Here is a 21,302-nt window from a genome sequence, read left to right as displayed (position 1 = left end):
GGTCATTCCGCCGGGGTCAGGCCGCGGTCTTCGCGGGCGATGGCATCCACCACCGCCTCTGAAGATGCGGGCGTCATTTCGGTCAAAGGCTCACCGTGGCGGGCCTTGGTGGCAAGGTAGATGATCACCCCGAGATAAGCGAACAGCAGCGCCGCATAGATCACGAGGTAGCCGATCAGGGTCGACAGGACCATGCCGGCGGGCACATCCGCCACGGCTCCGGCCGTCGACATCACACCGTTCACCAGCCACGGCTGCCGTCCGATTTCGGTAGTATACCACCCGGCCAGCGTCGCGACCCATCCCGACAGCGCCATCGGCACCAGCCCCCAGAGCAGCGGCCTTGGCAGTTTGCGGATCGCGAACCGGCGTCCATCCTCGGCCCGGCGCCACAGGAACGCCAGCGAACCCCAGCTGAGCAGCAGCATGGCAAAGCCCGTGCCCACCATCACCCGGAAGGACCAGAAGACCTTGTCAACAGGCGGGTGCAGGACGGTCCCGTCCTCGGCCACGAAGTCGTCCAGCGCGGGGATCGCGCCCTCGGCATGGTGGGTCAGGATGATCGACGCCATGTTCGGGATCGCGATCTCGAAGTCGTTCTCGCGCGTCTCCTCGTTGGGCAGGGCGAACAGGATCAGGGGCGTATTGCCGTCCCGGTCGGACCAGTTGCCTTCCATGGCCGCGACCTTGGCGGGCTGATGCTCCAGCGTGTTCAACCCGTGCATGTCGCCGGCGAAGATCTGGATCGGGATCAGCAGGGCGGCAAAGGTCAGGCCGACGCGGATCTGGCTGCGCACGGTTTCCTTGCGATCACCGAGGATGTAGCGGAACGCCGCGATACCAGCCACGAGGAAGCTGACCGTCAGGCCCGAGGCCAGCAGCATGTGGGCAAGGCGATAGGGCATCGACGGGTTGAAGATGATCGCCCACCAGTCGGTCGCATGGGCCACGCCATCGATCATCTCGAACCCTTGCGGGGTGTGCATCCACGAATTCAGGACGATGATCCAGAAGGTCGACATGGTCGTGCCGAAGGCCACGAGGAACGTCGCGGTGGTGTGCAGCCACGACGGCACGCGGCTGTAGCCGAACAGCATGATGCCGATGAACACCGCCTCGAGGAAGAAGGCGGTCATCACCTCATAGGCCAGAAGGGGCCCGGCGATGTTGCCGACCTTTTCCATGAAACCCGGCCAGTTGGTGCCGAACTGGAACGACATGGTGATGCCGCTGACGACGCCCATGGCAAAGGACAGGGCAAAGACCTTCACCCAGAAACGATAGGCTTCCATCCATTTCAGGTCGCCGGTCCATTGGAAGCGCAGCTTGAAGAACAGCAAAAACCAGCCCAGCGCGATCGTGATCGTCGGGAACAGGATGTGGAACGATATGTTGGCCGCGAACTGAATGCGGCTGAGGATGAGGGTGTCCAACGCTTCCATTACGTCGCCTTTCGGAACGGGTTGAGGCGGGGGGTCTTATCCAGAAGTCCGCCAAGTTTGCGACCCAGTGTCATCAGCTGAACCAACCTTTCGGTTTCCATGCGGCTCATCTCATCGTGAAACTGGGTCATCATCTCGATCATCTCGCGCAGTTCGGCGATGCGGGCCTCGGCGTAGGGATCGCCGGTTTCGCCCTGCATCTCCAACTCGCGCAGCTTGGTCAGGGTGGGGTCGATCTCGCGCTTGCGGCGTTCGGCCACCAGGGTGCGCGTGATCTCCCACAGGTCGTCAGGGGTCGTGAAATAGTCGCGCCGATCGCCTTCGATGTGGCGCAGGCGCACAAGGGACCAGCTCTGCAACTCCTTGAGGCCCATGGATGTGTTCGACCTGCTCACGCCCAGCGCATCGGTGATCTGCTCGGCGTTCAGGGGGCCTTCCGACAGGAACAACAGCGCATATATCTGTCCGACCGTGCGGTTGATCCCCCAGCGGCTGCCCATCTCTCCGAAGTGGAGGATGAACTCTCTGTGCAGTGATGTAAGTTTCATGTCTGTCATTTCAGAAATTTCTGAAATTCATGTAGAGGGATTTGAGGCAGATCAAAAGGGGGTGCGACGCCCTGTCCCTAGCCGTGCTTCTGTGCCAGCGCCCGCTCCAGTCGCCGCAACCCCAGAGACAGCAGGACCGTCATCGTAAGATACAGCAGCGCCACGACATTATACGTCTCGAAGTAGCGAAAATTTCCCGCCGCCGTCAGCTTGCCCAGTTGCGCGATGTCCAGCACGCCGACCACCGACACGAGTGATGAATCCTTGACCATCGCGACGAAGTCGTTGCCCAGCGGCGGCAGGATGGTCCGGATCGCCTGTGGCATGACGATGTGGCGGAAGCGGTGCCAGCGCTTCAACCCCAAGGCCTTGGCCGCCTCGATCTGGCCGGGGTCGACCGATTGCAGCCCCGCGCGGAACACCTCGGCGATGAAGGCGGAATAGGCGATGACCAAGGCAAGGATCGCGCGCCACAGCAGGCTGAAATCGCGCGTGCGCATCTCGGGCAGGCCCAACCAGTTCCAGAGAGCAACGAGGGCCGGGGCAAAGACGAAGGCCACGTAGAGAAGCAGCACGAGGATCGGAATGCCGCGCACGATTTCCACGTAGAAGCGCGCCAGCTGCCGCAGCACGATCCACCGTGACAGCGACATCAGCGCAAGCCCCAGTCCGATCAGGGAAGCCGCGGCAAACCCGACCAGTGTGACGAACACGGTGATCCCGATGCCCCGGCGCAGGGTCGTCAGAACCTGCCGCGCCCCATCGTCCAACAGAACCACGACATAGGCCGTGCCAAGCAACAGGCCGACGGCCAGCAGCCACCAGGGAAAATCCCGGTCCGGTTGCGCACGACGGCTCACCCCGATCAGTGATGATTGACCATGCGCACCGACCCGCCCTGCTCAGCCGCCCAGCTTGTAGTCCAGAAACCACTTCTGGTTCAGCGCATCCAGGGTGCCGTCCTCGCGCATGGACTGGATCGCGGCATTGATCGGCGCGACCAGTTCGGAACCCTTGGGAAAGATGAAGCCGAAATCCTCGGTTCCAAGCGGCTCTCCGACGATCTTCAGGCCACCGTTCGATGCGGCGACATAACCCTGCGCCGCCGTCGAATCCGACAGGGCGAGGTCGACATCCCCCGTGCGCAGGGCCTGCACCCCGGCGCCGAATGTCTCGAACAGCTTGACGCGCGCATTCGCCTCGTCCCCGTCCAGAACGTCATAGACGGTCACGTAGAACGGCGTGGTGCCCGGTTGCGCGGCCGCCAGCAGGTCCTCGTCGGCCGCGAAGGTGGCCGCGTCATCGAACCGGTCCTCGTCCCCGCGCACGATCATCAACATCTGGCTGGTGATATAGCTGTCCGAGAAATCGACCATCTCGGCGCGGTCCTCGCGGATGGTGATCCCGGTCATGCCAAGGTCCATCTGTCCTTCGGACACGGCCGGGATCATCGCATCCCAGCTGATCTTCTCGTATTCGACGGAGATGTTGATCCGCTCCGCGATCTCGGCCATCGCGTCGTATTCCCATCCGATCGCCTCGCCCGAGCCCGGATCCTTGAATTGCAGCGGCGGATAGGCGTCTTCGGTCGCGATCGTCACCGTTTGCCCACCCAGATCCGGAAGATGTCCATCGGCAAGGGCAGGACCGGCCAGCAGGGTGGCGGCCAACAGGGCAAGGCGTTTCATGGGCGTATCCTCCGGGGGAAATGATCACGGTGATAGTGCATCGCGCGGGGCGCGGCGCAAGGGGGCTTGCCTGTCAGATGTCGCCACAGACGGGACAGTCGGCGCGCCGTCGCACCGTCATGCGGCGGGCGTCGGCGTCCAGCCCGTCCCACAACAGCATTGCGCCGCGCAGGGGCGTGCCGGCGCCCGTGATCTCCTTGATCGCCTCCAGCGCCATGGCCGACCCGATGATGCCGGGCAGCGCGCCGATCACGCCGGCTTCGGCGCAGGACGGGGCCAGCCCATCCGCGGGGGCCTCGGGAAACAGGCAGGACAGACAGGGCGCGCCTCCCGCCGGATCATAGATCGTCAGCTGCCCCTCCCACTGCGTGATCGCCCCGGCGACAAGCGGCTTGCCGGTGGCGACGGCGGCGGCATTCACCATCTGGCGCGTCTCGAAACTGTCCGAGCCATCAAGGATCAGGCCGTAGTCTGCGAACAGGTCCTCGGCGATCGCAGCGGTCAGGCGGCGATCATAGGGGCGCACGGTCACATGGGGATTGACCGCCGCGATGGCGGCCTGCGCGCTGAACACCTTGGACGTCCCGGTGCCTGCATCGGTATGGATGATCTGCCGCTGAAGGTTCGACAGGCTGACCTTGTCATCGTCGATGACGCCGATGGTGCCCACGCCCGCCGCCCCGAGATACAGCAGCGCCGGAGAGCCGAGCCCACCGGCACCGACGACGAGGACGCGCGCGTCCTTCAGACGTTTCTGCCCCGGGCCGCCCACCTCCCGCAGGACGATGTGCCGCGCATACCGCTCCAGCTCCACGGGGGAAAACGGGCCCGTCTGGACCGGCGCCGGGTCGTGCACCGCCTGCGCCGCCTCGGCCCTTTGGCGCACCCGCCCGAGGATCGACCGATAGACGAGGATCGCGGCGACAAGCCCGCCAAGGACCAGCCATTGTCCCGGACTGCCCCCGAGGCTTTCGCGCAGGGGGTGCCCGTCCGGCAGGGCGAACTGGACAAACAGGACCGCGACATAGAGCAGTCCCAGCATGTAGAATCGCGCCTGAACGGGGGTCTTGAGCGCAATGCCCAAGCCCCAGATCGCGGCCCCGAGGATCATCACGAGCATCATCGCGGCTGTGCCTTCGACGTCGGGCCGGTTCCGGTCGACCCGAAGCCGCCACTGCCGCGCTCCGTCTGGTCCAGCGACACGCGCAATTCGAAACGCGCGGCCGTGACCGGCGCGACGACCGCCTGTGCGATGCGCATTCCGTGGGTCACCTCGAAGGGCGCCTGCCCGTGATTGACGAGTAGCACGCCGACCGGGCCGCGATAATCCGCGTCGATGGTGCCCGGCGCATTCAGCAGGGTCACCCCGTGTCTGAGCGCAAGTCCGGAGCGGGGGCGAAGCTGAACCTCGTACCCGGCAGGGATCGCCATGCGCAGCCCCGTGGGGATCAGGGCGCGCGCCCCCGGTGCGAGGATGATCGCATCGTCGCCGATATCCGCATGGATATCCGCCCCGGCGGCCTGCGCCGTCGCATAGGTCGGCAACGGCAGGGCGTCATCCCCGCCCGCGTCGCGCATGATACCGATCGTCACCGTCATGTCAGACCTTTCGCAATCCGTTCGGCAAGGCGGCGCGCCGTTTCCTGCTTGGTCAGGCGGGGCCATTCCTCCGCGCCATCGGCGGTGATGAGGGTCACGGCGTTCTCGGACCCGCCCATGATGCCGGTCGCCGGGGACACATCGTTCGCCACGATCCAGTCGCATCCCTTGCGCAGACGTTTGGCGGTCGCATGGGCGACCACGTCGTCGGTTTCGGCGGCAAAGCCCACGACCAGACCGGGGCGGTTCGGGCCATCGCTGACCTCGCGCAGGATGTCGGGATTCTCGGCGAAGGTCAGGGCCGGGGCGGCGCCGCTGCCGTCCTTCTTCATCTTGCTGTCGCTTGCGTTCTCGACCCGCCAATCGGCGACGGCGGCGGCCATCACGGCGGCATCCGCAGGCAGGGCCGCCTGAACGGCAGCCTGCATCTGCCGCGCCGTCTGGACCGCGACCACCGTGACGCCGGGTGGCGGGGCCACGTCGGCGGGGCCGGTCACGAAGGTCACCCGTGCCCCGAGATCGCGCAGCGCCCCGGCGATCGCCGTGCCCTGTGCGCCGGACGACCGGTTCGCGATATAGCGCACCGGATCGATCGGTTCGTGGGTCGGGCCCGACGTCACGAGGACATGCCGCCCGGAAAGCGGACCGCCAGAGAAATGCGCATCGACCGCCGCGACGATGTCCGCAACCTCGGCCATCCGGCCCGGCCCGAACTCGCCACAGGCCATGGCCCCGTCGACCGGGCCGACAACCCCGATGCCATCACCGCGCAGCACGGTCAGGTTTCGCTGTGTTGCCGGATGCGTCCACATGCGGACGTTCATCGCGGGCACGATCATGACGGGCGTATCGGTCGCCAACAGCAGGGTCGTGGCCAGATCGTCCGCCAGACCGCCCGCCATGCGCGCCATGATGTTGGCCGTCGCCGGAGCCACGAGGATCAGGTCGGATGCGCGCGAAAGTTCGATATGGCCCATCTCGGCCTCATCGGTCAGGTCGAACAGGTCACGGTAGACCTTCGACGCGGACAAGGCCGCGACCGACAGGGGCGTGACGAAGTGTTCGGCCCCGGATGTCAGCACCGGTGTGACCGTCGCCCCGCGTTCGCGCAATCGACGGATCAGGTCGAGGGACTTGAAGGCCGCGATGCCGCCGCCAATCACGATGAGGATCTTCTTGCCTTCGAGCATGGTCACGCCCCTTTCGGCACGATGTCTAGGCCGAAGCGAATGCTAGCGAAAGGCGTCGCAGGGATCGGGGCGCTGCGGCTCCGGCGCGTCCAACACGATATCGCCGCCGGGCGGGGTGCGACCGCCCTCGCCCTGCACCACCGAAACCACCGTCACGCCGGGACGCACGCGCCCGATGGCCGCCGGCACCCCCCAATCGGACCGCGCATGACCGTTGCCCGCAATCAGGACGACCGGTCCGCCGTAAAGGTCGAACGCGGCAAGCGTCCGGGCGGCGAACTGCGCGTCCATCTCGCGCTGTCGCGCGACGAACCGGGGCAGCAAGTCGGCAGGCAGGACCCCGCAATGGGCATCGGCCTGCAGCGTCTCGCGTGCCGTCTGCTCTGCGCTGTCCAGAGGATCGTCGAGGCCGTAGGACGTCAGATCGCCGGGCGCACCGGCCGCCCCCAGGATCGGTGCAGTGCTTGCCGTGAAGATCGGCATGTAATCGGCAATCGGGGGCCAGCCCATGTCGGCCCAGTCGAACAACGTGTTCAGAACCTGGGGATCGCGCGGGGTGTCGGGGTCCAACCGCTCCGCCTGTTCGTCGGTCAACATCTCCAGAACGATGGCGGTGGGGGCGATGCGGGCGATCAGGGCGCCCTGCATCACATGGTGGTCCGGATTGTCGTGCCGTTCCCCCAGCACATAGATGTCTGCCGGTGGCAGGTCAGGCAGGTCGGCCGCGAAGGCGTCCACACACCAAAGGGCCGCCGTCGCAACGGCAGCCCATCCAATTCCGTATCGTCGCATGCGAATCAGGCCAGAAAGCCCAGAACTTCGCGCGATTCCTTTTCGAGCGATTTGCGCATCTTGGCAAAGGCGGCTGCCTCCAGCTGGCGTACGCGTTCCTTCGACAGGTTCAGCTCGTTGCCGAGGCTTTCCAGCGTCCGCGGCTCCTCGCGCAGCTTGCGCTCCCGCACGATGAAACGCTCGCGTTCGTTCAGCGCCGTCAGCGCCGTCAGAAGCCATTGGCGCAGCGTTTCCGTATCGTGGTTGGCCTCGACCGTCTGCTCGGCCTGATCGCTGTCATCCTCCAGCGTGTCGATCCATTCGCGGCCCTCGTCCTCGGACGACTGGGTGGCGTTCAGGCTGAAGTCGGAGCCGGAGAGCCGCCCCTCCATCATCTCGACATCATGCAGGGGGACGCCGACCTCGGTGGCGATCATCTGGCGCAGCACATGGCGATCCAGCGTCACGCCTTCGGCCATGGCCTCCCGCTCCAACCGGGCCTGAACGCGGCGCAGGTTGAAGAACAGGCTCTTCTGGCTGCTGGTCGACCCGGTGCGCACCATCGACCAGTTGCGCATCACGTGGTCCTGGATCGACGCCTTGATCCACCAGACGGCATAGGTCGAAAACCGCACGCCGCGGTCGGGGTCGAACTTCTCGGCGGCTTTCATGAGGCCGAGACCGGCTTCCTGGATAAGATCGTTCATCGGCGCGCCATAGCGCTTGAACTTGGCGGCCATCGAAATGGCCAGCCGCATGTAGGCCGTGATCAGGCGGTGCAGACTTTCCTCGCAGCGGTCATCGCGCCACGCATAGGCCAGTCGCAACTCCGTCTCCGCATCCAGTAGTTCGGCTTTCATCGCGCGTCTTGACAGTGCGCGGTCGCTGTTGAAGTCCAGAGCCATCTTCTCACCCCCCATGGGAAAATTTGCAGATGTGTCGCAGTTCAATCGGCTTGTATGACATTAATTACGCAACCCAACGCGGGGCGGATCACAAAGGCTCCAATTTATTTTGCAGAAAGTCTTGAAATGATCCGACAGGCGCAGATCACCCTCGTGCTCGGGCATGCGGCCTCCGGCAAATCGGTCTGGGCCGAGGAGCTCGTGCTGTCGCGCGGTGCGGTCGCGACCTACGTGGCGACAGCGGCGCTCTGGGATGACGACATGCGCGCGAAAGCGCGGCGGCATGCGGAACGACGGGGGCCGGAATGGTCCCTGATCGAAGGGCGCGACGATCTCGATGCCATCTGCACGGAGGCCGGTGCGGGCGACATCCTGCTGATCGACTGCGCGACCATGTGGCTGACGGGACTGATGATGCAGGACCGCGACTGGTCCGCCCCGGCCGACGCGTGGATCGCCGCCATGGCCCGGACAAAGGCGCAGGTCGTCGTGGTCAGCAACGATATCGGGGGCGGCATCACGCCCGACAATGCCCTCGCGCGCAGGTTCCAGCGGGCGCAGGGCGCGCTCAACCAGCGCCTTGCCGCAGCGGCGGATGCCGTCGTTCTGGTAACCGCGGGCCTGCCACAGGTATTGAAATGACGCGGCTGTGGCTGATCCGGCATGGTCCGACCCATGCCCGGCGGATGGTCGGCTGGACCGATCTGCCCGCCGACCTGTCCGATACCCCGGCGATCGAACGCCTGTCCGCCGCCCTGCCCCACGCCCCCGTGGTCAGCAGCGACCTGATCCGCGCCACGGCGACCGCCGATGCGATTCAGGGCACGCGCCCGCGCCTGCCCCATTCCCCCGCCCTGCGGGAGTTTCATTACGGCGAATGGGAAAACCAGGCATTCGACGCGATCGACAGTCCGGACCTGCGCGCCTATTTCGACGACCCGGGCGCGCGCCGCGCACCGGGCGGCGAAAGCTGGGACGACGTCGCCGCGCGTGTCCACGGGGCGGTGGGTTCGATGGCGGGGGGGACAGACCTGATCGTCGTGGCCCACATGGGGGTCATCCTGACGCTCTGGGCACGGGCACGCGGCATTCCGCCGTACGATGCTCTGGCCCAGCGCATCGACAACCTGAGCCTGACCCGTATCGACTGGTCCGACGGGCGGCTTTCGGCGGTGGACGCGAACCGGTGTCCATGACCATCAATCCTGTCATGCGGCCCTCGCGGCCTACGAAGGCGTGCGGTCGTTCGTCTTGGGGACAGCCGAACGCCTGCATCCCGCTTTGGCGGCAGAGGTGTTAACCATTCGTTAGGGCCTGCGGCGTTAACCCTTTTGCCAAAGGGTAGGGTCGCAATGCTGGCACGGACAACCACGGTGGCCTTCGAGGGGCTGGAGGCGCGCGCCGTCGATGTCCAATGCGCCGTCTCGCCGGGCCTGCCGGGGTTCTCGATCGTGGGCCTGCCCGACAAGTCCGTGTCCGAGGCCCGCGACCGGATCCGGACGGCCCTGTCCGAACTCTGCATCGCGCTTCCATCCAAGAAGATCACCATCAACCTGTCCCCCGCCGACGTCCCGAAGGAGGGGGCGCATTTCGACCTGCCGATTGCGCTGGCCCTGCTGGCGGCCTTGGAGATCATCCCTGCGGCGAAAGTGGCAGAGGCGGTCTCTCTGGGGGAGATGTCGCTGGACGGGTCGCTTGTCGCCGTGGCGGGCGCCCTGCCCGCCGCCGTGACGGCGGGCACGTTGGGTGCCACGCTGTTCTGTCCTGCGGCCTGCGGACCCGAGGCCGCCTGGGTGGGCGCGACCTCGGTTCACGCGGCCCCCTCCCTCAAGGCGCTGATCGACCACCTGACCGGCAGCGCGCCGTTGGACCCCGCCAGCCCCGGACGCCTGCCGGAAGTGTCCGACACCCCCTGCCTGCGCGACGTGCGGGGGCAGGACCGGGCCAAACGCGCGTTGGAGATCGCGGCCGCAGGTCGCCATCACCTGTTTCTCGTCGGGCCACCCGGTGCGGGCAAAAGCATGCTCGCGGCGCGCATGCCCGGCCTGATGCCCCCCCTTACCGCGGGGGAATCGCTCGAAACCTCGATGATCCATTCGCTGGCCGGCACGCTGGAGGAAGGGGGGATCCTGCACCGCCGTCCGTTTCAGGAACCGCATCACACCGCATCGGTTGCGGCCATCGTGGGCGGCGGCAAGCGCGCGGGGCCGGGGCAGATATCGCTGGCGCACAATGGCGTGCTGTTCATGGACGAGTTTCCGGAGTTCCCCCGCGCCGTCCTGGAAACCCTGCGGCAACCCATCGAGACGGGCGAGGTGGTCATCGCGCGGGCCAATGCACATGTGCGCTATCCCTGCAGGTTCCTGCTGATCGCCGCGGCCAACCCTTGCCGGTGCGGCCTGCTGTTCGATCCGGAGGCCGCATGTTCGCGCGCGCCGACCTGTGGCGAGGAGTACATGAACAAGGTGTCCGGCCCCCTGATGGACCGGTTCGACCTGCGGCTGGAGGTTCCGGCGGTCGAGGTGGCGGACCTGGCCCTGCCGCCCGGCGGCGACACCTCACAAACCGTGGCCGCCCGTGTTGCCACCGCGCGCGAGGTTCAGGCCCGGCGTTATGCCGATCACCCCGAGGTCCGCGTCAACGCCGATATCGCCGGGGATGCCCTGATGGAGATCGCGACGCCCGACGCCGAAGGGCGCGAGATGCTGAGCCGCGCGGCCGACAGGTTCCGCCTGACGGCACGGGGGTATCACCGTGTTCTCAAGGTCGCGCGCACCATTGCCGACCTCGCGGCGGAGGAGACGGTCAGACGCCCCCATGTCGCGGAGGCCCTGTCCTATCGCCTTGTTGCCGCCGGCGACATCTAGCCGCCGCCCGACCTCAGGCGCGCCGGCGTTCGATCGCCTCCCAGATCAGCGCCGAGGCATTTGTTCCATCGAACCGCTCCAACTCCTGCAGGCCGGTGGGCGAGGTGACGTTGATCTCCGTCAGCCAATCGCCGATCACGTCGATGCCGACGAAGATCTGTCCCCGTTCGCGCAGGCGTGCCCCGATCCTGTCACAGATTTCGCGGTCCCGCGCCGACAGGGCGACCGGCTCGGGCCGACCGCCGACATGCATGTTCGACCGCGTCTCCCCTTCGGCAGGCACGCGGTTGATGGCCCCGACCGGTTCGCCGTCTACCAGAATGACGCGCTTGTCACCTTTCGAGACGTCCGGCAGGAACTTCTGCATGATCAAAGGCTCCCGGTTGATGCCGGAGAACAGCTCGTGCAGGGAATTGAGGTTGCGGTCTTCCGGGGTCAGGCGAAACACGCCTGCGCCGCCGTTGCCATAGAGCGGTTTCAGGATCACGTCCCCGTGGCGCGCCTTGAACGCCTTGAGCATGTCGAGGTCGCGGGCAATGGCGGTCGGTGGCGTCAGGTCGGGGAAGTCCAGAACCATCAGCTTTTCGGGCCAGTTGCGAACCCATGTCGGATCGTTCACGACCAGTGTTCCCGGCGCCAACCGGTCGAGGATATGGGTCGTCGTGATATAGGCCATGTCGAAGGGCGGATCCTGACGCAGCCAGATGACATCGAAGTCGGCCAGGTCGACCTCCCGCACGGGGCCCAGGGTTGCATGGTTTCCCTGTTCGCGCCGCACTTCCATGTCCTGGCCCCGGGCGATGACCCGCCCCTCGACATAGGCGATCTTGTCGGGCGTGTAGTAGAACAGGCTGTGCCCGCGGTCCTGCGCCTCCAGTGCAAGGCGGAAGGAACTGTCTGCGTTGATGTCGATGGCCGCGACCGGATCCATCTGGAAAGCAACCTTGAGTGTCATCATGTATCCTCGGGCGATGTGTTGCCCGATGTGATGGCCCATGCCGCCCGCGGGGGCAATGTGCGCCGACGCAGGGCACGGCCGTCAGGCGCCGAGCGCGTTCTCGATCACGTCGATCCGCCCGCTGCCGTCGACCAGCGCCACATCGAACCGCACGCTGGCATTCATACCGTTCGGCAGGGTGCCCATGAATTCGCCTGCGCAATCGAACAGGCGCCTGATCTGCTTCGGTCGCAGGCTCTCGGCGGCGGCGGCGTGCGTCTTGCTGTGCTTCACCTCGACAAAGATCGTATCCGCCCCGAGCTGTGCGATCAGGTCGATCTCGCCCCCCTTGCCCCGCCATCGGCGGCCGATGATCGCATGACCGCGACGGGCATAGTGCCGCGCCACCTGATCTTCGGCCGAAAGGCCCGCATGATAGGAGGTTGAGCCGCTCACGCACCATCCTTCAGGTTCAGCGCCAGGTCATAGACGGTCTTACGCGCCACGCCGGTCTTTTCCGATACCGATTTTACGGCGGATTTTACCGACATCGTTTCCAGCGCGACCTGCAACTGCCCGCGCAGATCGTCTTCGGACACGGTTCCCGCGCCGGCCCGGTCGATCAGAACGACGATCTCTCCGCGCGCGGGATCGGCGGCGAACCGTTCGGCGAGGTCGGGCAGGGGCGCGCGCACGACCTCCTCGAAGCGCTTGGTCAACTCGCGGCACACCGCGCCATCCCGCGCGCCCAGGGTGGCGGCCGCATCGGCCAGAAAGGCCGCCAGCCGCTTGGGCGATTCGTAGAACACCAGCGTTCCGGGGATGTCGGCAAGCCGCGCCAATGCCGTCCGACGTGCGGCCTGTTTCGGCGGCAGGAACCCGGCAAAGTAGAACCGGTCCGTCGGCAGCCCCGCCACGCACAGCGCCGTGAGAACCGCGCTGGCCCCGGGGGCCGCGCGCACGGCGATATCCTCGGCCCGTGCCGCGAGACCCAGCTGGAATCCGGGGTCCGCGATCAGGGGGGTGCCCGCCTCGGAGCAATAGGCCACCGACCGACCTTCGCGCAGGGCGGACAGGAGACGCGGGCGCGCCGCCGGGCCGTTGTGGTCGTGGTACGGCAGGATGCGCCGTGCCCCGAGGGGAATGCCGTGGATTTCCATGAGATGCCGCAGGGCGCGGGTGTCCTCGGCGGCCAGAACGTCGGCACCGGCCAGAATGTCCAGCGCCCGCAGGGTGATGTCGCGGGCCGAACCGATGGGCACCGCCACGAGGTGCAGGCCCGGCTCGACCGTGCCCGACCGTGCCATGTCCCGGCCCGGCCCGGTCGGGCCCCCCTGCCCTTCGGCTTCGCTGTTGTCCGCCACTGTGGGTATATCCCTCTTCCGTCGTTTACTCGCCCTGCCCGGCACAGTATCCTGACCCCGACACGAGCGCCCCCCGCGGGTGCATCCGATCCCAGGGGAATACCGCAGACATGGCCACCGCTTCCGTCCTACGCTCATGCGTTTCACTCATCGCCCGCGCGCGCAAGGGCGCGACCCTCATTGCGGCGACGGCTGTTCTGGCTGCCTGTCAGGTCACGCCCGGTCCCGTCAGCTCCGGCTCCGACGGCGACGGTGTCCGGGGCAGTGGCCCCACACAGGTTGCCCTTCTGGTGCCCTATGGCTCCGCTCGATCGACCGATGCGTCGGTCGCGCAGAGCCTCGAGAACGCAGCGCGCCTTGCCGCCGCGGACCTGGGTGAAGCCACGGTTCAGGTGACCGTCTACCCGACCCAGGGCACCGCAGCAGGGGCACAGGTGGCCACGCAGCAGGCGATCGCCGCGGGCGCACAGGTCATCCTTGGCCCGCTCTATGCCGACAATGCCGCTGCGGCAGGCGTGGCGGCGGCAAGCTCCGGCGTGCCGATCCTGAGCTTTTCCAACAACACGACCGTTGCGGGCGGCAATGTCTGGGTGCTGGGCAGTACGTTCGAGAACACGGCACAGCGCCTGTTGCAGTTCGCCGCGAGCCAGGGACGCAACCGCGTTCTGGTGACCCACAACAGCCAGGCCTCCGGTCAGCTGGCCGCACAGGCGATCACCCGCGCCGCATCCGGCACCGGGGCGCAGATCACCGGCGCGGTCCCCTACGAGTTGAGCCAGCAGGGCATCGTCGCCGCCGTACCGACCATCGCCCAGCAGGCCCGGTCCACCTCGTCCAACGCGATCTTCCTGACCGGCAACACCGCCGGTGACCTGCCCGTCATCGCGCAGCTTCTGTCCGAGACGGGCATCGGCGGCGAAAGCTTCCGCTACCTTGGCCTGACGCGCTGGGATATCCCCTCTGACGCGCTGCAGTTGCCGGGCCTTCAGGGCGGCTATTTCACCCTGCCCGATCCGGGTCCGATCAACCAGTTCCGCGCCCGCTATCAGGGCGCCTACGGCAGCAACCCGCATCCCCTCGCCGGTCTGGCCTATGACGGCATGGCGGCGATCGGCGCGATTTCGCGCCGGGGTGACACGGTCGGGCGCAGCACGCTGACCTCAGGCTCCGGCTTTGCGGGGACGGGCGGCGTGTTCCGCCTCAAGGCGGACGGAACCAACCAGCGCGGACTGGCCGTGGCACAGGTCGTCGACCGCGCCGTGCGTGTCGTCAGCCCCGCGCCGAGCCGTTTCGGTGCCGGCTCCTGATCTCCGACGTCGCCACATTGGACCCGCTGGCCTACCCGAAGGCCGATGATCACCCGCTGATCACGGCCCCGGAGATGATCTTCGACGACAGCGCGGTGCTTGCCGCGCTGTCCGACATCATGTCGACCCGCGCCGAGGACCCCATGGCCGTCCGCGCGGCGGTCGTCAAAGTCCTGCGCGACGCCCAGACGAGGGGGCGTGCGGCCATCGCCGAGGGTTTCGCCGCCGATCCCACGCGCGCGCGCCGGGTCACGCACAGTTATGCCTTCCTGACGGACAGGCTCGTGCAATCGGTCTGGATGATCGCGACGCGGCACCTGCACCCCTGTCCCAACCCGACGGAGGGCGAGCGTTTTGCCATCGTCGCCGTCGGCGGATACGGGCGCGGGGAAATGGCCCCGGCATCAGACGTCGACCTGCTGTTCCTGACGACATGGAAGGTCACCCCCTGGATCGAGAGCGTCGTGGAATCGATGCTCTATATCCTGTGGGACCTGAAGCTGAAGGTCGGTCATTCGACCCGCACCATCAAGGATTGCATCCGGCTTGGTGGCGAAGACTACACCATCCGCACGGCCCTGCTGGAACAGCGCCTTATCTGCGGCGACGCGGCCCTGGCGCAGGACCTGCACGATACGTTGTGGGACAAGCTGTTCAGTCGCACCGTCCCCGATTTCATCGAGGCGAAGCTGGAAGAGCGGGCCGAACGCCACCGCAAGCAGGGCGGTCAGCGCTACATCCTCGAACCCAACGTCAAGGAAGCCAAGGGCGGTCTTCGCGATCTTCAGACGCTGTACTGGATCGCCAAGTATCGCTACCGCGTCGAGAACACGGCGGACCTTGTCGGTGTCGGTGTCTTCACGGCCGAGGAATTCGCGAACTTCGAAGCCGCCGAGCGGTTCTTGTGGTGCGTGCGGTGTCACCTGCACCTGATCGCCGGGCGGGCCGCCGACGTGCTGTCCTTCGACATGCAGGTCGATGTGGCCGCGCGCATGGGCTATTCCGACCATGCGGGCCGCCGCGCGGTCGAACACTTCATGCAGGCCTACTTCCGCCACGCCACCCGCGTGGGTGAACTGACCCGCCTGCTGCTGACCGCGCTGGAGGCGGACAACATCAAGCAGGAGCCGGGCCTGCTCGGGTTCTTCAAACGCCGCCGCAAGGTCAAGCCGCCTTACGAGGAACGGCAGGGCCGTCTTGATGTGGCCGATGAGGCGACGTTCCTGTCGGACCCGTTGAACCTGTTGCGCATCTTCGAGGAGGCATTGCGCACCGGCCTGCTGCTGCATCCCCACGCGATGCGCCTTCTGGCCGCGAACCGGCACCTGATCGACAGGACGACCCGCAACGCCCCCGAGGCGGGGAAGCTGTTCCTCGGATTGCTGCTGAAACACGGCAACCCCGAACGCGTGCTGCGCCGCATGAACGAGCTGGAGATCCTGTCAGCCTATCTGCCGGAATTCGCCCCGATCGTCGCGATGATGCAGTTCAACATGTATCATTCCTACACGGTGGATGAGCATACTTTGCAGGTCATCTCCAACCTTGCACAGATCGAACGGAAGGAGTTGCAGGAAAGCCTGCCGCTGGCCTCCTCCATCCTCGAAAAGGGTGTGAACCGCCGGGTTCTGTATGTCGCGTTGCTGTTGCATGACATCGGCAAGGGCCGCCCCGAGGACCATTCGATCCTCGGCGCGCGTATCGCGCGCGCGGTCGCACCGCGCCTCGGCCTCAAGACAAAGGAGGTGGAAACCGTCGAATGGCTGGTCCGGCACCATCTTCTGATGTCCGACATGGCCCAGAAGCGCGATATCTCGGACCCGCGGACGATCCGCGATTTCGCCAAGGCCGTGAAGACCCGCGAACGGCTCGACCTTCTGACGGTCGTGACGGTCTGCGACATCAGGGGCGTCGGCCCCGGCGTATGGAACAACTGGAAGGCCCAGATGATCCGGGCGCTGCACCGTGCGACGGCCGCCGCGCTTGAAAACGGGCTGGAGGACGTCAACCGCGACACGCGCGAGGCGATGGCCAAGAAGCTGTTCCGCGAGGCGATGCCCGATTGGAGCGAGAGCAAGCTGCGCACCGAGATCGGCCGCCATTATGGCCCCTATTGGCAGGGCATTCCGACGGCGGCGCAGGTCCGCTTTGCCCATCTGCTCGAAGGTCTCGGGGATGGCGAGGTCCGCATCGATCTGGAGGCGGACGAAGACCGCGACGCCACCCGTGTCCTGATGACCTGTCAGGACCACCCCGGCGTGTTTTCGCGCCTGTCGGGGGCGCTGTCCCTGGTCGGCGCCAATATCGTCGACGCGCGCAGCTTCACCTCCAAGGACGGCTTCGCCCTCTCGGCCTTCTGGCTTCAGGATGCCGACGGCAGCCCCTACGAGCCATCACGCCTGCCCCGCCTGCGCAGCATGATCGACAAGATCCTGCGCGGCGAGGTCGCGACGCGGCGCGCGCTGGAGGGGCGGGAGATCAAGAAGCGGGAGCGCAAGTTCCGGGTCCCGACCAACATCAGCTTCGACAACGAAGGCTCGGACATCTACACGATCATCGAGGTCGACACCCGCGACCGTCCCGGCCTTCTGTATGACCTGACGCAGGCGTTCGCGGCCTCGAACATCTACATCAGTCAGGCGGTCGTCGCGACCTACGGCGCGCAGGTGGTCGACAGTTTCTACGTCAAGGACCTGTTCGGCCTGAAGCTGTTGTCCAAGTCCAAGCAGGAGGCCTTGGAAAAGAAGCTGCGCGCCGCCATCACCCGCGCGGCGGAGCGTGCCGGGGCGTAGGATCGGCTGAAGGCGGGTCTGCCTTGCGGACGCAGCCATGACCCGTCGCAAACACCGCGATCCCGACCTTGGTCGAACCGCTCCCCGGTCGGTCCCTTTCAACATGTTTTCCTGACGGCCCGGGCATATCGAGCGGGTTTGGCGCAATCGGCCGACCTGTTCCACATCTCGGCTGATCGGGGTGGTGCGGCTTACCACCCCGAACTCCGGCAATCATCGCTGAGCACGTCAGAACGCGGCCGGAAATGACCGCTTTCGACGCCATGCGCATGGCCTTTGCAGCCATTCCATTGGAACCGATCCGGCCAAGCGCGTGTTTTCCGGGCAGAAACACCGAAAGACAGAACGTCACGGCCCGCCGGAATCGTCCTCTCGCCTTACCGACACTCCGTGACCGGCCCAATCGTTTTCAACAGGAAAGAGCCCCCATCATGCCAAGCGTCGATGCCCTCGTTACCAAGGCGGATGCGACCCGGAGAAAGATCCTCTCCGACGTCGACCCGGGTGATTTTGCCTGGGCGATACCGATCATGCGGGCGGGCTACGCCGGCAGGGGGCTGGTCTATCTGATCGTCGCATCCGTGTCGTTGTGGTCCATCTGGCAAGGTGGTCAGGCACAGGGAACACAGTCGGCGATGTCGTCGCTCGATGGTGTATGGGGCACGATAGTCGTAGGGTTCGTGGCCGCCGGGATGTTTGCCTATGCGATCTGGCGAGTCGTAGACTGCATCTGGGATCTGGAGGCCTACGGGACGACGGCGAAGGGTCTGATCGCGCGTGGCGGGATGCTGGTCACCGGGGCGGCACATGCCGGTATCGGCGTGCTTGCCATCACCGCGATAGGCCTGCAGTCGTCTGGCTCGGGATCGGACAAGACGACGCTTCTGTCGAAGATCATGCAGATGCCGGGTGGCGTGTGGCTGGTGGCGATTGCCGGGGCGCTGACGTTCGCGGCCGGGGTCTACTATCTCTACAAGGCGGTTGCTCAGACCTACCGCGAACACATGCAGGCCAACCACTTCACGCTCAACTGGAACTGGGCGCTGCGCGCCGGTGTCGCGGCGCAGGGGGTCATCATCTGCATCATCGGCGGACTGATCGTGTTCACCGCCGCGACGACCGATCCGTCGCAGGCAGGTGGCATCGGCACCGTCTTCGATTGGTTGCAGGAACAGCCATATGGCAAATTTCTGGTGGTCGCGCTGTGCATCGGGTTGTTGGGTTTTTCGCTGTTCTGCTTTGTGAACGCAGCATACCGCATCGTGCCCAAGGCGGCCGACGGCGACACGCGTTCCGTGGCGGTCTTCCTCAAAAGGGCGCAGTCCCGATTAGGGACTTGATGCGATCCCGCGGTGTCTGATTCAGTTGCGGGGGGGGACGAACCGCCACGCACTTGTCAGACACCGGACGCCCCCCCTTTCGCCCGCTAAGGCCATATCATGGACCTGTCCGTCAATTTGGAGTTGGGGCCTTTCAGGCGGAATCCTGTTGCCTCGAACCTTGCGCTGACCACGTGATCGCCTCGCCCGCGCATCATTTGCGGGGACCTTCCACATCCCTATTCCGCCCCTCTGCGTCACCCTCTAGAAGGGCGACATGACACGCCCCTCCCCCCGCCTGATATCGGGCTTTCTCACCGTTGGCGGCTGGACCCTGCTGTCCCGCGTTCTCGGCTTCGCACGCGACATCCTGATCGCGCGGTTCCTTGGCACCGGGGCGGCAGCGGAGGCATTCTTCATCGCCTTTTCCCTGCCCAACATGTTCCGCCGCTTCTTTGCCGAAGGGGCGTTCAACATGGCGTTCGTCCCCCTCTATGCCAAGAAGCTGGAGGCCGAGGGCGAGGAGGCGGATGCCTTTGCGCGCGATGCCGTCGCAGGCATGGTGATGATCCTGACGCTGTTCACCGTCCTCGGAATCCTGTTCATGCCCGCCCTGGTCCTTGCGATGGCAAGCGGGTTTGCCGATGACGCGCGGTTCGACTTGACCGTGGCCTACGGGCGCGTGGCCTTTCCGTATATCCTGTTGATCTCGCTGGCTGCGCTGGTGTCCGGGGTCCTCAATTCCAACGGTCGATTCCTTGCCGCCGCGGCGGCACCCGCCCTGTTGAACGTCGTCTTCATTGCCGCCATGGCCCTTGCCGCCGTCTTCCCGGATCTGGTCGCCAACTGGATGCAAAGCCCCACGCGAAGCGGTCTGGTCGGGCAGGCCCTGATCTGGTCGGTGCCCCTGGGTGGGGCGGTGCAACTGGGCCTCGTGTGGTGGGCCGCGGCGCGGGCGGGGCATCGGTTGCTGCCGCGGCGCAGGCCACGGATGACGCCCGATCTGAAACGCCTGCTGATCATCGCCGCGCCTGCCGCCCTTGCAGGGGGCGTGGTGCAGGTGAACCTGCTGGTGGGACGGCAGGTCGCGTCCTACTTCGAGGGGGCGGTTGCATGGCTGAACTATGCGGACCGCCTGTATCAGCTGCCACTCGGCGTGGTCGGCATCGCGATCGGCGTCGTCCTGCTGCCGGACCTCAGCCGCCGGGTGCGTGCCGGGGATACGAAGGGGCAGCGCGATGCCTATTCGCGCGCGACGGAGTTTTCCCTGTTGCTGACCATACCGTCTGCCGTGGCCCTTCTGGTGGTCCCGACGACGCTGATCTCCGTCCTGTTCGAACGCGGAGCCTTCACGGCGGATGATACGGCTGCGACGGCTGTTGCCCTGATGATCTATGCGCTCGGCCTGCCGGCGTTCGTTTTGCAGAAGGTTCTGCAGCCGCTGTATTTCGCGCGCGAAGACACGCGCAGCCCACTGCGGTTTGCGGTGGTGTCGATGGTGGTCAACGCCGCGGTCGCGATCGGCCTTGCCGGCACGTTCCTCGGCTACGCCGCCGCGGCCCTGGGCACCACGCTGGCCGCGTGGGCGATGGCCTTCCTGCTGTGGCGCGGGGCGCGCGGGCTGGGCGAGGTTGCGCGTCTCGATACCCGCGCGCGTCAACGCAGCTGGCGGATTGCCGTGGCCGCGATAGGGATGGGTGTCGTGCTGTGGGCGATGAACGTCCTGTTGGGCCCGATGCTGGTCGGACCGTGGCGCGGGCTTGGCCTGCTGATCCTCGTGCTGTCTGGGATCGTGTCCTACTTCGGGCTTGCCCAGCTGCTGGGGGCCATACGTCTGAGCGAATTGCGCGGCGCGGTCCGCCGTTAACGGCGACGCGCGCGGTTCCGCAGCGCGGCCAGACCGCCGGGAAACAACACGATGGCGGCCCCATACCCCGCCGCGAACCCGGCAAGGTCGGCCGTCCAGTCCGGCAGCCACGACAGGCCCGCGCCGGATGCAAGGCCGAAGATCGGCTGGATCGCCAGCAGAAAGCCGATGAACAGGAACGCCCGGCTCGGGTCCGCCGGCGTCAGGCCGCGCCGCGTCAGGTAGGTGAACACCCCGATGAACCCATAGGCCCCGGGGTAGCCGCCGAACAGCGGCCTGTCAGTCGAGAACAGCACGACATAGGCCAGCGCCCCGGCGATGGAGCAAAGCACGAAGATCGCCGGCAGGCGCCAGGCGGGATAGACCGGGGCCGTGACGTTCCCGAGGGCAAGAACGAACACCGCGACGAAGGCCGCGTGGGTAAAGCCGCCATGCAGCAGCGGATAGGTCACGAGACGTGCAAGCTCCGCGGCGGGGAACTGCCCGTTCGTCAGCATCCAGTGAAAGACCGTATCGATGACCGCCCAATCGCGGATCGCGGTCAGGCGCCAGCCGACGGCATCACGTCCGCCGATCAGCCCGGCCTCACCCAGTTGGAACATCACCTCGATCCCGACGATCAGGACCGTCATGGCGACGATGACCGGCGGCAGGGCGTTGAACGGGCTTTGCTGTCTGGGATCCATGGGCGTGGCCTTTGTTGACG

General features: G+C 66.2%; 20 protein-coding genes. 7 read left to right on the top strand and 13 right to left on the bottom strand.

Annotation, left to right across the window (positions count from 1 at the left end; all coding sequences use genetic code 11):
* Window positions 1–2: 2 nt before the first annotated feature.
* The 9 genes from V6N07_RS11305 to V6N07_RS11265 all read right to left on the bottom strand — a co-directional run bounded on the left by V6N07_RS11305 (window position 3) and on the right by V6N07_RS11265 (window position 8,143).
* A complete protein-coding gene (locus V6N07_RS11305; protein ID WP_371156408.1) occupies window positions 3–1,442 on the bottom strand; it encodes a cytochrome ubiquinol oxidase subunit I in 1,440 nt (479 codons plus the stop codon).
* Window positions 1,442–1,990 carry a GbsR/MarR family transcriptional regulator gene (locus tag V6N07_RS11300; RefSeq protein ID WP_371156407.1) on the bottom strand — a complete coding sequence of 183 codons (549 nt, stop codon included), beginning with the start codon at window positions 1,988–1,990 and terminating at the stop codon, window positions 1,442–1,444. Before V6N07_RS11300 ends, V6N07_RS11305 begins: the two co-directional genes overlap by 1 nt.
* Window positions 1,991–2,067: 77 nt before the next feature.
* Window positions 2,068–2,850, bottom strand: coding sequence for an amino acid ABC transporter permease (locus V6N07_RS11295; protein ID WP_371156406.1), 783 nt, complete (start codon window positions 2,848–2,850; stop codon window positions 2,068–2,070).
* A 42-nt stretch (window positions 2,851–2,892) separates the two neighbouring features.
* The gene (locus V6N07_RS11290; protein ID WP_371156405.1) at window positions 2,893–3,678 is read right to left on the bottom strand and encodes a transporter substrate-binding domain-containing protein; all 786 of its coding nucleotides are present in this window, start codon (window positions 3,676–3,678) and stop codon (window positions 2,893–2,895) included.
* Window positions 3,679–3,751: 73 nt separating this feature from the next.
* Entirely contained in the window at window positions 3,752–4,801 is a 1,050-nt protein-coding gene (locus V6N07_RS11285; RefSeq protein ID WP_371156404.1) for a ThiF family adenylyltransferase, read from the bottom strand.
* On the bottom strand, window positions 4,798–5,277 hold the full coding sequence (gene dut / locus V6N07_RS11280) for a dUTP diphosphatase (RefSeq protein ID WP_371156403.1): 480 nt from the start codon (window positions 5,275–5,277) through the stop codon (window positions 4,798–4,800). The genes V6N07_RS11285 and dut overlap by 4 nt, the downstream gene beginning before the upstream one ends.
* A complete protein-coding gene (coaBC, locus tag V6N07_RS11275; RefSeq protein WP_371156811.1) occupies window positions 5,274–6,467 on the bottom strand; it encodes a bifunctional phosphopantothenoylcysteine decarboxylase/phosphopantothenate--cysteine ligase CoaBC in 1,194 nt (397 codons plus the stop codon). Before coaBC ends, dut begins: the two co-directional genes overlap by 4 nt.
* Before the next feature lie 42 nt (window positions 6,468–6,509).
* Entirely contained in the window at window positions 6,510–7,259 is a 750-nt protein-coding gene (locus V6N07_RS11270) for a ChaN family lipoprotein (protein WP_371156402.1), read from the bottom strand.
* 5 nt (window positions 7,260–7,264) lie between these two features.
* Window positions 7,265–8,143, bottom strand: a complete 879-nt coding sequence (locus V6N07_RS11265; RefSeq protein ID WP_371156401.1) for an RNA polymerase factor sigma-32 — start codon at window positions 8,141–8,143, stop codon at window positions 7,265–7,267.
* Window positions 8,144–8,269: 126 nt separating this feature from the next.
* Here V6N07_RS11265 and cobU point away from each other — a divergent pair, with 126 nt between their 5' ends.
* The 3 genes from cobU to V6N07_RS11250 all read left to right on the top strand — a co-directional run bounded on the left by cobU (window position 8,270) and on the right by V6N07_RS11250 (window position 11,010).
* Complete coding sequence (gene cobU / locus V6N07_RS11260) at window positions 8,270–8,785, top strand: bifunctional adenosylcobinamide kinase/adenosylcobinamide-phosphate guanylyltransferase (protein WP_371156400.1); 516 nt, start codon at window positions 8,270–8,272, stop codon at window positions 8,783–8,785.
* Window positions 8,782–9,339 (top strand): histidine phosphatase family protein, encoded by a 558-nt coding sequence (locus tag V6N07_RS11255; protein ID WP_371156399.1) that lies wholly within the window; start codon window positions 8,782–8,784, stop codon window positions 9,337–9,339. Before cobU ends, V6N07_RS11255 begins: the two co-directional genes overlap by 4 nt.
* A gap of 156 nt (window positions 9,340–9,495) precedes the next feature.
* Window positions 9,496–11,010: a YifB family Mg chelatase-like AAA ATPase gene (locus tag V6N07_RS11250; protein WP_371156398.1), complete on the top strand. Its 1,515-nt coding sequence runs from the start codon at window positions 9,496–9,498 to the stop codon at window positions 11,008–11,010.
* Window positions 11,011–11,023: 13 nt separating this feature from the next.
* On the opposite strand, the gene gshB is transcribed toward V6N07_RS11250, so the two are convergent.
* The 3 genes from gshB to rsmI all read right to left on the bottom strand — a co-directional run bounded on the left by gshB (window position 11,024) and on the right by rsmI (window position 13,254).
* A complete protein-coding gene (gene gshB, locus V6N07_RS11245; protein WP_371156397.1) occupies window positions 11,024–11,965 on the bottom strand; it encodes a glutathione synthase in 942 nt (313 codons plus the stop codon).
* A gap of 84 nt (window positions 11,966–12,049) precedes the next feature.
* On the bottom strand, window positions 12,050–12,403 hold the full coding sequence (locus tag V6N07_RS11240) for a YraN family protein (protein WP_371156396.1): 354 nt from the start codon (window positions 12,401–12,403) through the stop codon (window positions 12,050–12,052).
* Window positions 12,400–13,254, bottom strand: coding sequence for a 16S rRNA (cytidine(1402)-2'-O)-methyltransferase (gene rsmI / locus V6N07_RS11235; RefSeq protein ID WP_371156810.1), 855 nt, complete (start codon window positions 13,252–13,254; stop codon window positions 12,400–12,402). The genes V6N07_RS11240 and rsmI overlap by 4 nt, the downstream gene beginning before the upstream one ends.
* Before the next feature lie 167 nt (window positions 13,255–13,421).
* Here rsmI and V6N07_RS11230 point away from each other — a divergent pair, with 167 nt between their 5' ends.
* The 4 genes from V6N07_RS11230 to murJ all read left to right on the top strand — a co-directional run bounded on the left by V6N07_RS11230 (window position 13,422) and on the right by murJ (window position 20,596).
* Entirely contained in the window at window positions 13,422–14,618 is a 1,197-nt protein-coding gene (locus V6N07_RS11230; RefSeq protein ID WP_371156395.1) for a penicillin-binding protein activator, read from the top strand.
* A 74-nt stretch (window positions 14,619–14,692) separates the two neighbouring features.
* A complete protein-coding gene (locus V6N07_RS11225) occupies window positions 14,693–17,410 on the top strand; it encodes a [protein-PII] uridylyltransferase (protein WP_371156809.1) in 2,718 nt (905 codons plus the stop codon).
* Window positions 17,411–17,700: 290 nt separating this feature from the next.
* Complete coding sequence (locus V6N07_RS11220) at window positions 17,701–18,750, top strand: DUF1206 domain-containing protein (protein ID WP_371156394.1); 1,050 nt, start codon at window positions 17,701–17,703, stop codon at window positions 18,748–18,750.
* 256 nt (window positions 18,751–19,006) lie between these two features.
* Window positions 19,007–20,596: a murein biosynthesis integral membrane protein MurJ gene (gene murJ, locus V6N07_RS11215; protein ID WP_371156393.1), complete on the top strand. Its 1,590-nt coding sequence runs from the start codon at window positions 19,007–19,009 to the stop codon at window positions 20,594–20,596.
* Here murJ and V6N07_RS11210 read toward each other — a convergent pair.
* A complete protein-coding gene (locus V6N07_RS11210; protein ID WP_371156392.1) occupies window positions 20,593–21,282 on the bottom strand; it encodes a rhomboid family intramembrane serine protease in 690 nt (229 codons plus the stop codon). The genes murJ and V6N07_RS11210 overlap by 4 nt on opposite strands.
* Window positions 21,283–21,302 lie beyond the last annotated feature (20 nt).

The sequence above is a fragment of the Jannaschia sp. 2305UL9-9 genome (genome assembly GCF_041403465.1).
GTDB lineage: Bacteria > Pseudomonadota > Alphaproteobacteria > Rhodobacterales > Rhodobacteraceae > Jannaschia.
This window is presented reverse-complemented; position numbering and strand designations above follow the sequence as displayed.

Excerpts from the sequence above, each read along its gene's own strand:
- V6N07_RS11305 (WP_371156408.1), bottom strand. The coding sequence starts at position 1,442 with ATGGAAGCGTTGGACACCCTCATCCTCAGCCGCATTCAGTTCGCGGCC.
- V6N07_RS11300 (WP_371156407.1), bottom strand. The coding sequence starts at position 1,990 with ATGAAACTTACATCACTGCACAGAGAGTTCATCCTCCACTTCGGAGAG.
- V6N07_RS11290 (WP_371156405.1), bottom strand. The coding sequence starts at position 3,678 with ATGAAACGCCTTGCCCTGTTGGCCGCCACCCTGCTGGCCGGTCCTGCC.
- V6N07_RS11285 (WP_371156404.1), bottom strand. The coding sequence starts at position 4,801 with ATGATGCTCGTGATGATCCTCGGGGCCGCGATCTGGGGCTTGGGCATT.
- dut (WP_371156403.1), bottom strand. The coding sequence starts at position 5,277 with ATGACGGTGACGATCGGTATCATGCGCGACGCGGGCGGGGATGACGCC.
- coaBC (WP_371156811.1), bottom strand. The coding sequence starts at position 6,467 with ATGCTCGAAGGCAAGAAGATCCTCATCGTGATTGGCGGCGGCATCGCG.
- V6N07_RS11270 (WP_371156402.1), bottom strand. The coding sequence starts at position 7,259 with ATGCGACGATACGGAATTGGATGGGCTGCCGTTGCGACGGCGGCCCTT.
- V6N07_RS11265 (WP_371156401.1), bottom strand. The coding sequence starts at position 8,143 with ATGGCTCTGGACTTCAACAGCGACCGCGCACTGTCAAGACGCGCGATG.
- cobU (WP_371156400.1), top strand. The coding sequence starts at position 8,270 with ATGATCCGACAGGCGCAGATCACCCTCGTGCTCGGGCATGCGGCCTCC.
- V6N07_RS11255 (WP_371156399.1), top strand. The coding sequence starts at position 8,782 with ATGACGCGGCTGTGGCTGATCCGGCATGGTCCGACCCATGCCCGGCGG.
- V6N07_RS11250 (WP_371156398.1), top strand. The coding sequence starts at position 9,496 with ATGCTGGCACGGACAACCACGGTGGCCTTCGAGGGGCTGGAGGCGCGC.
- gshB (WP_371156397.1), bottom strand. The coding sequence starts at position 11,965 with ATGACACTCAAGGTTGCTTTCCAGATGGATCCGGTCGCGGCCATCGAC.
- rsmI (WP_371156810.1), bottom strand. The coding sequence starts at position 13,254 with ATGGCACGGTCGGGCACGGTCGAGCCGGGCCTGCACCTCGTGGCGGTG.
- V6N07_RS11230 (WP_371156395.1), top strand. The coding sequence starts at position 13,422 with ATGGCCACCGCTTCCGTCCTACGCTCATGCGTTTCACTCATCGCCCGC.
- V6N07_RS11225 (WP_371156809.1), top strand. The coding sequence starts at position 14,693 with ATGATCTTCGACGACAGCGCGGTGCTTGCCGCGCTGTCCGACATCATG.
- murJ (WP_371156393.1), top strand. The coding sequence starts at position 19,007 with ATGACACGCCCCTCCCCCCGCCTGATATCGGGCTTTCTCACCGTTGGC.
- V6N07_RS11210 (WP_371156392.1), bottom strand. The coding sequence starts at position 21,282 with ATGGATCCCAGACAGCAAAGCCCGTTCAACGCCCTGCCGCCGGTCATC.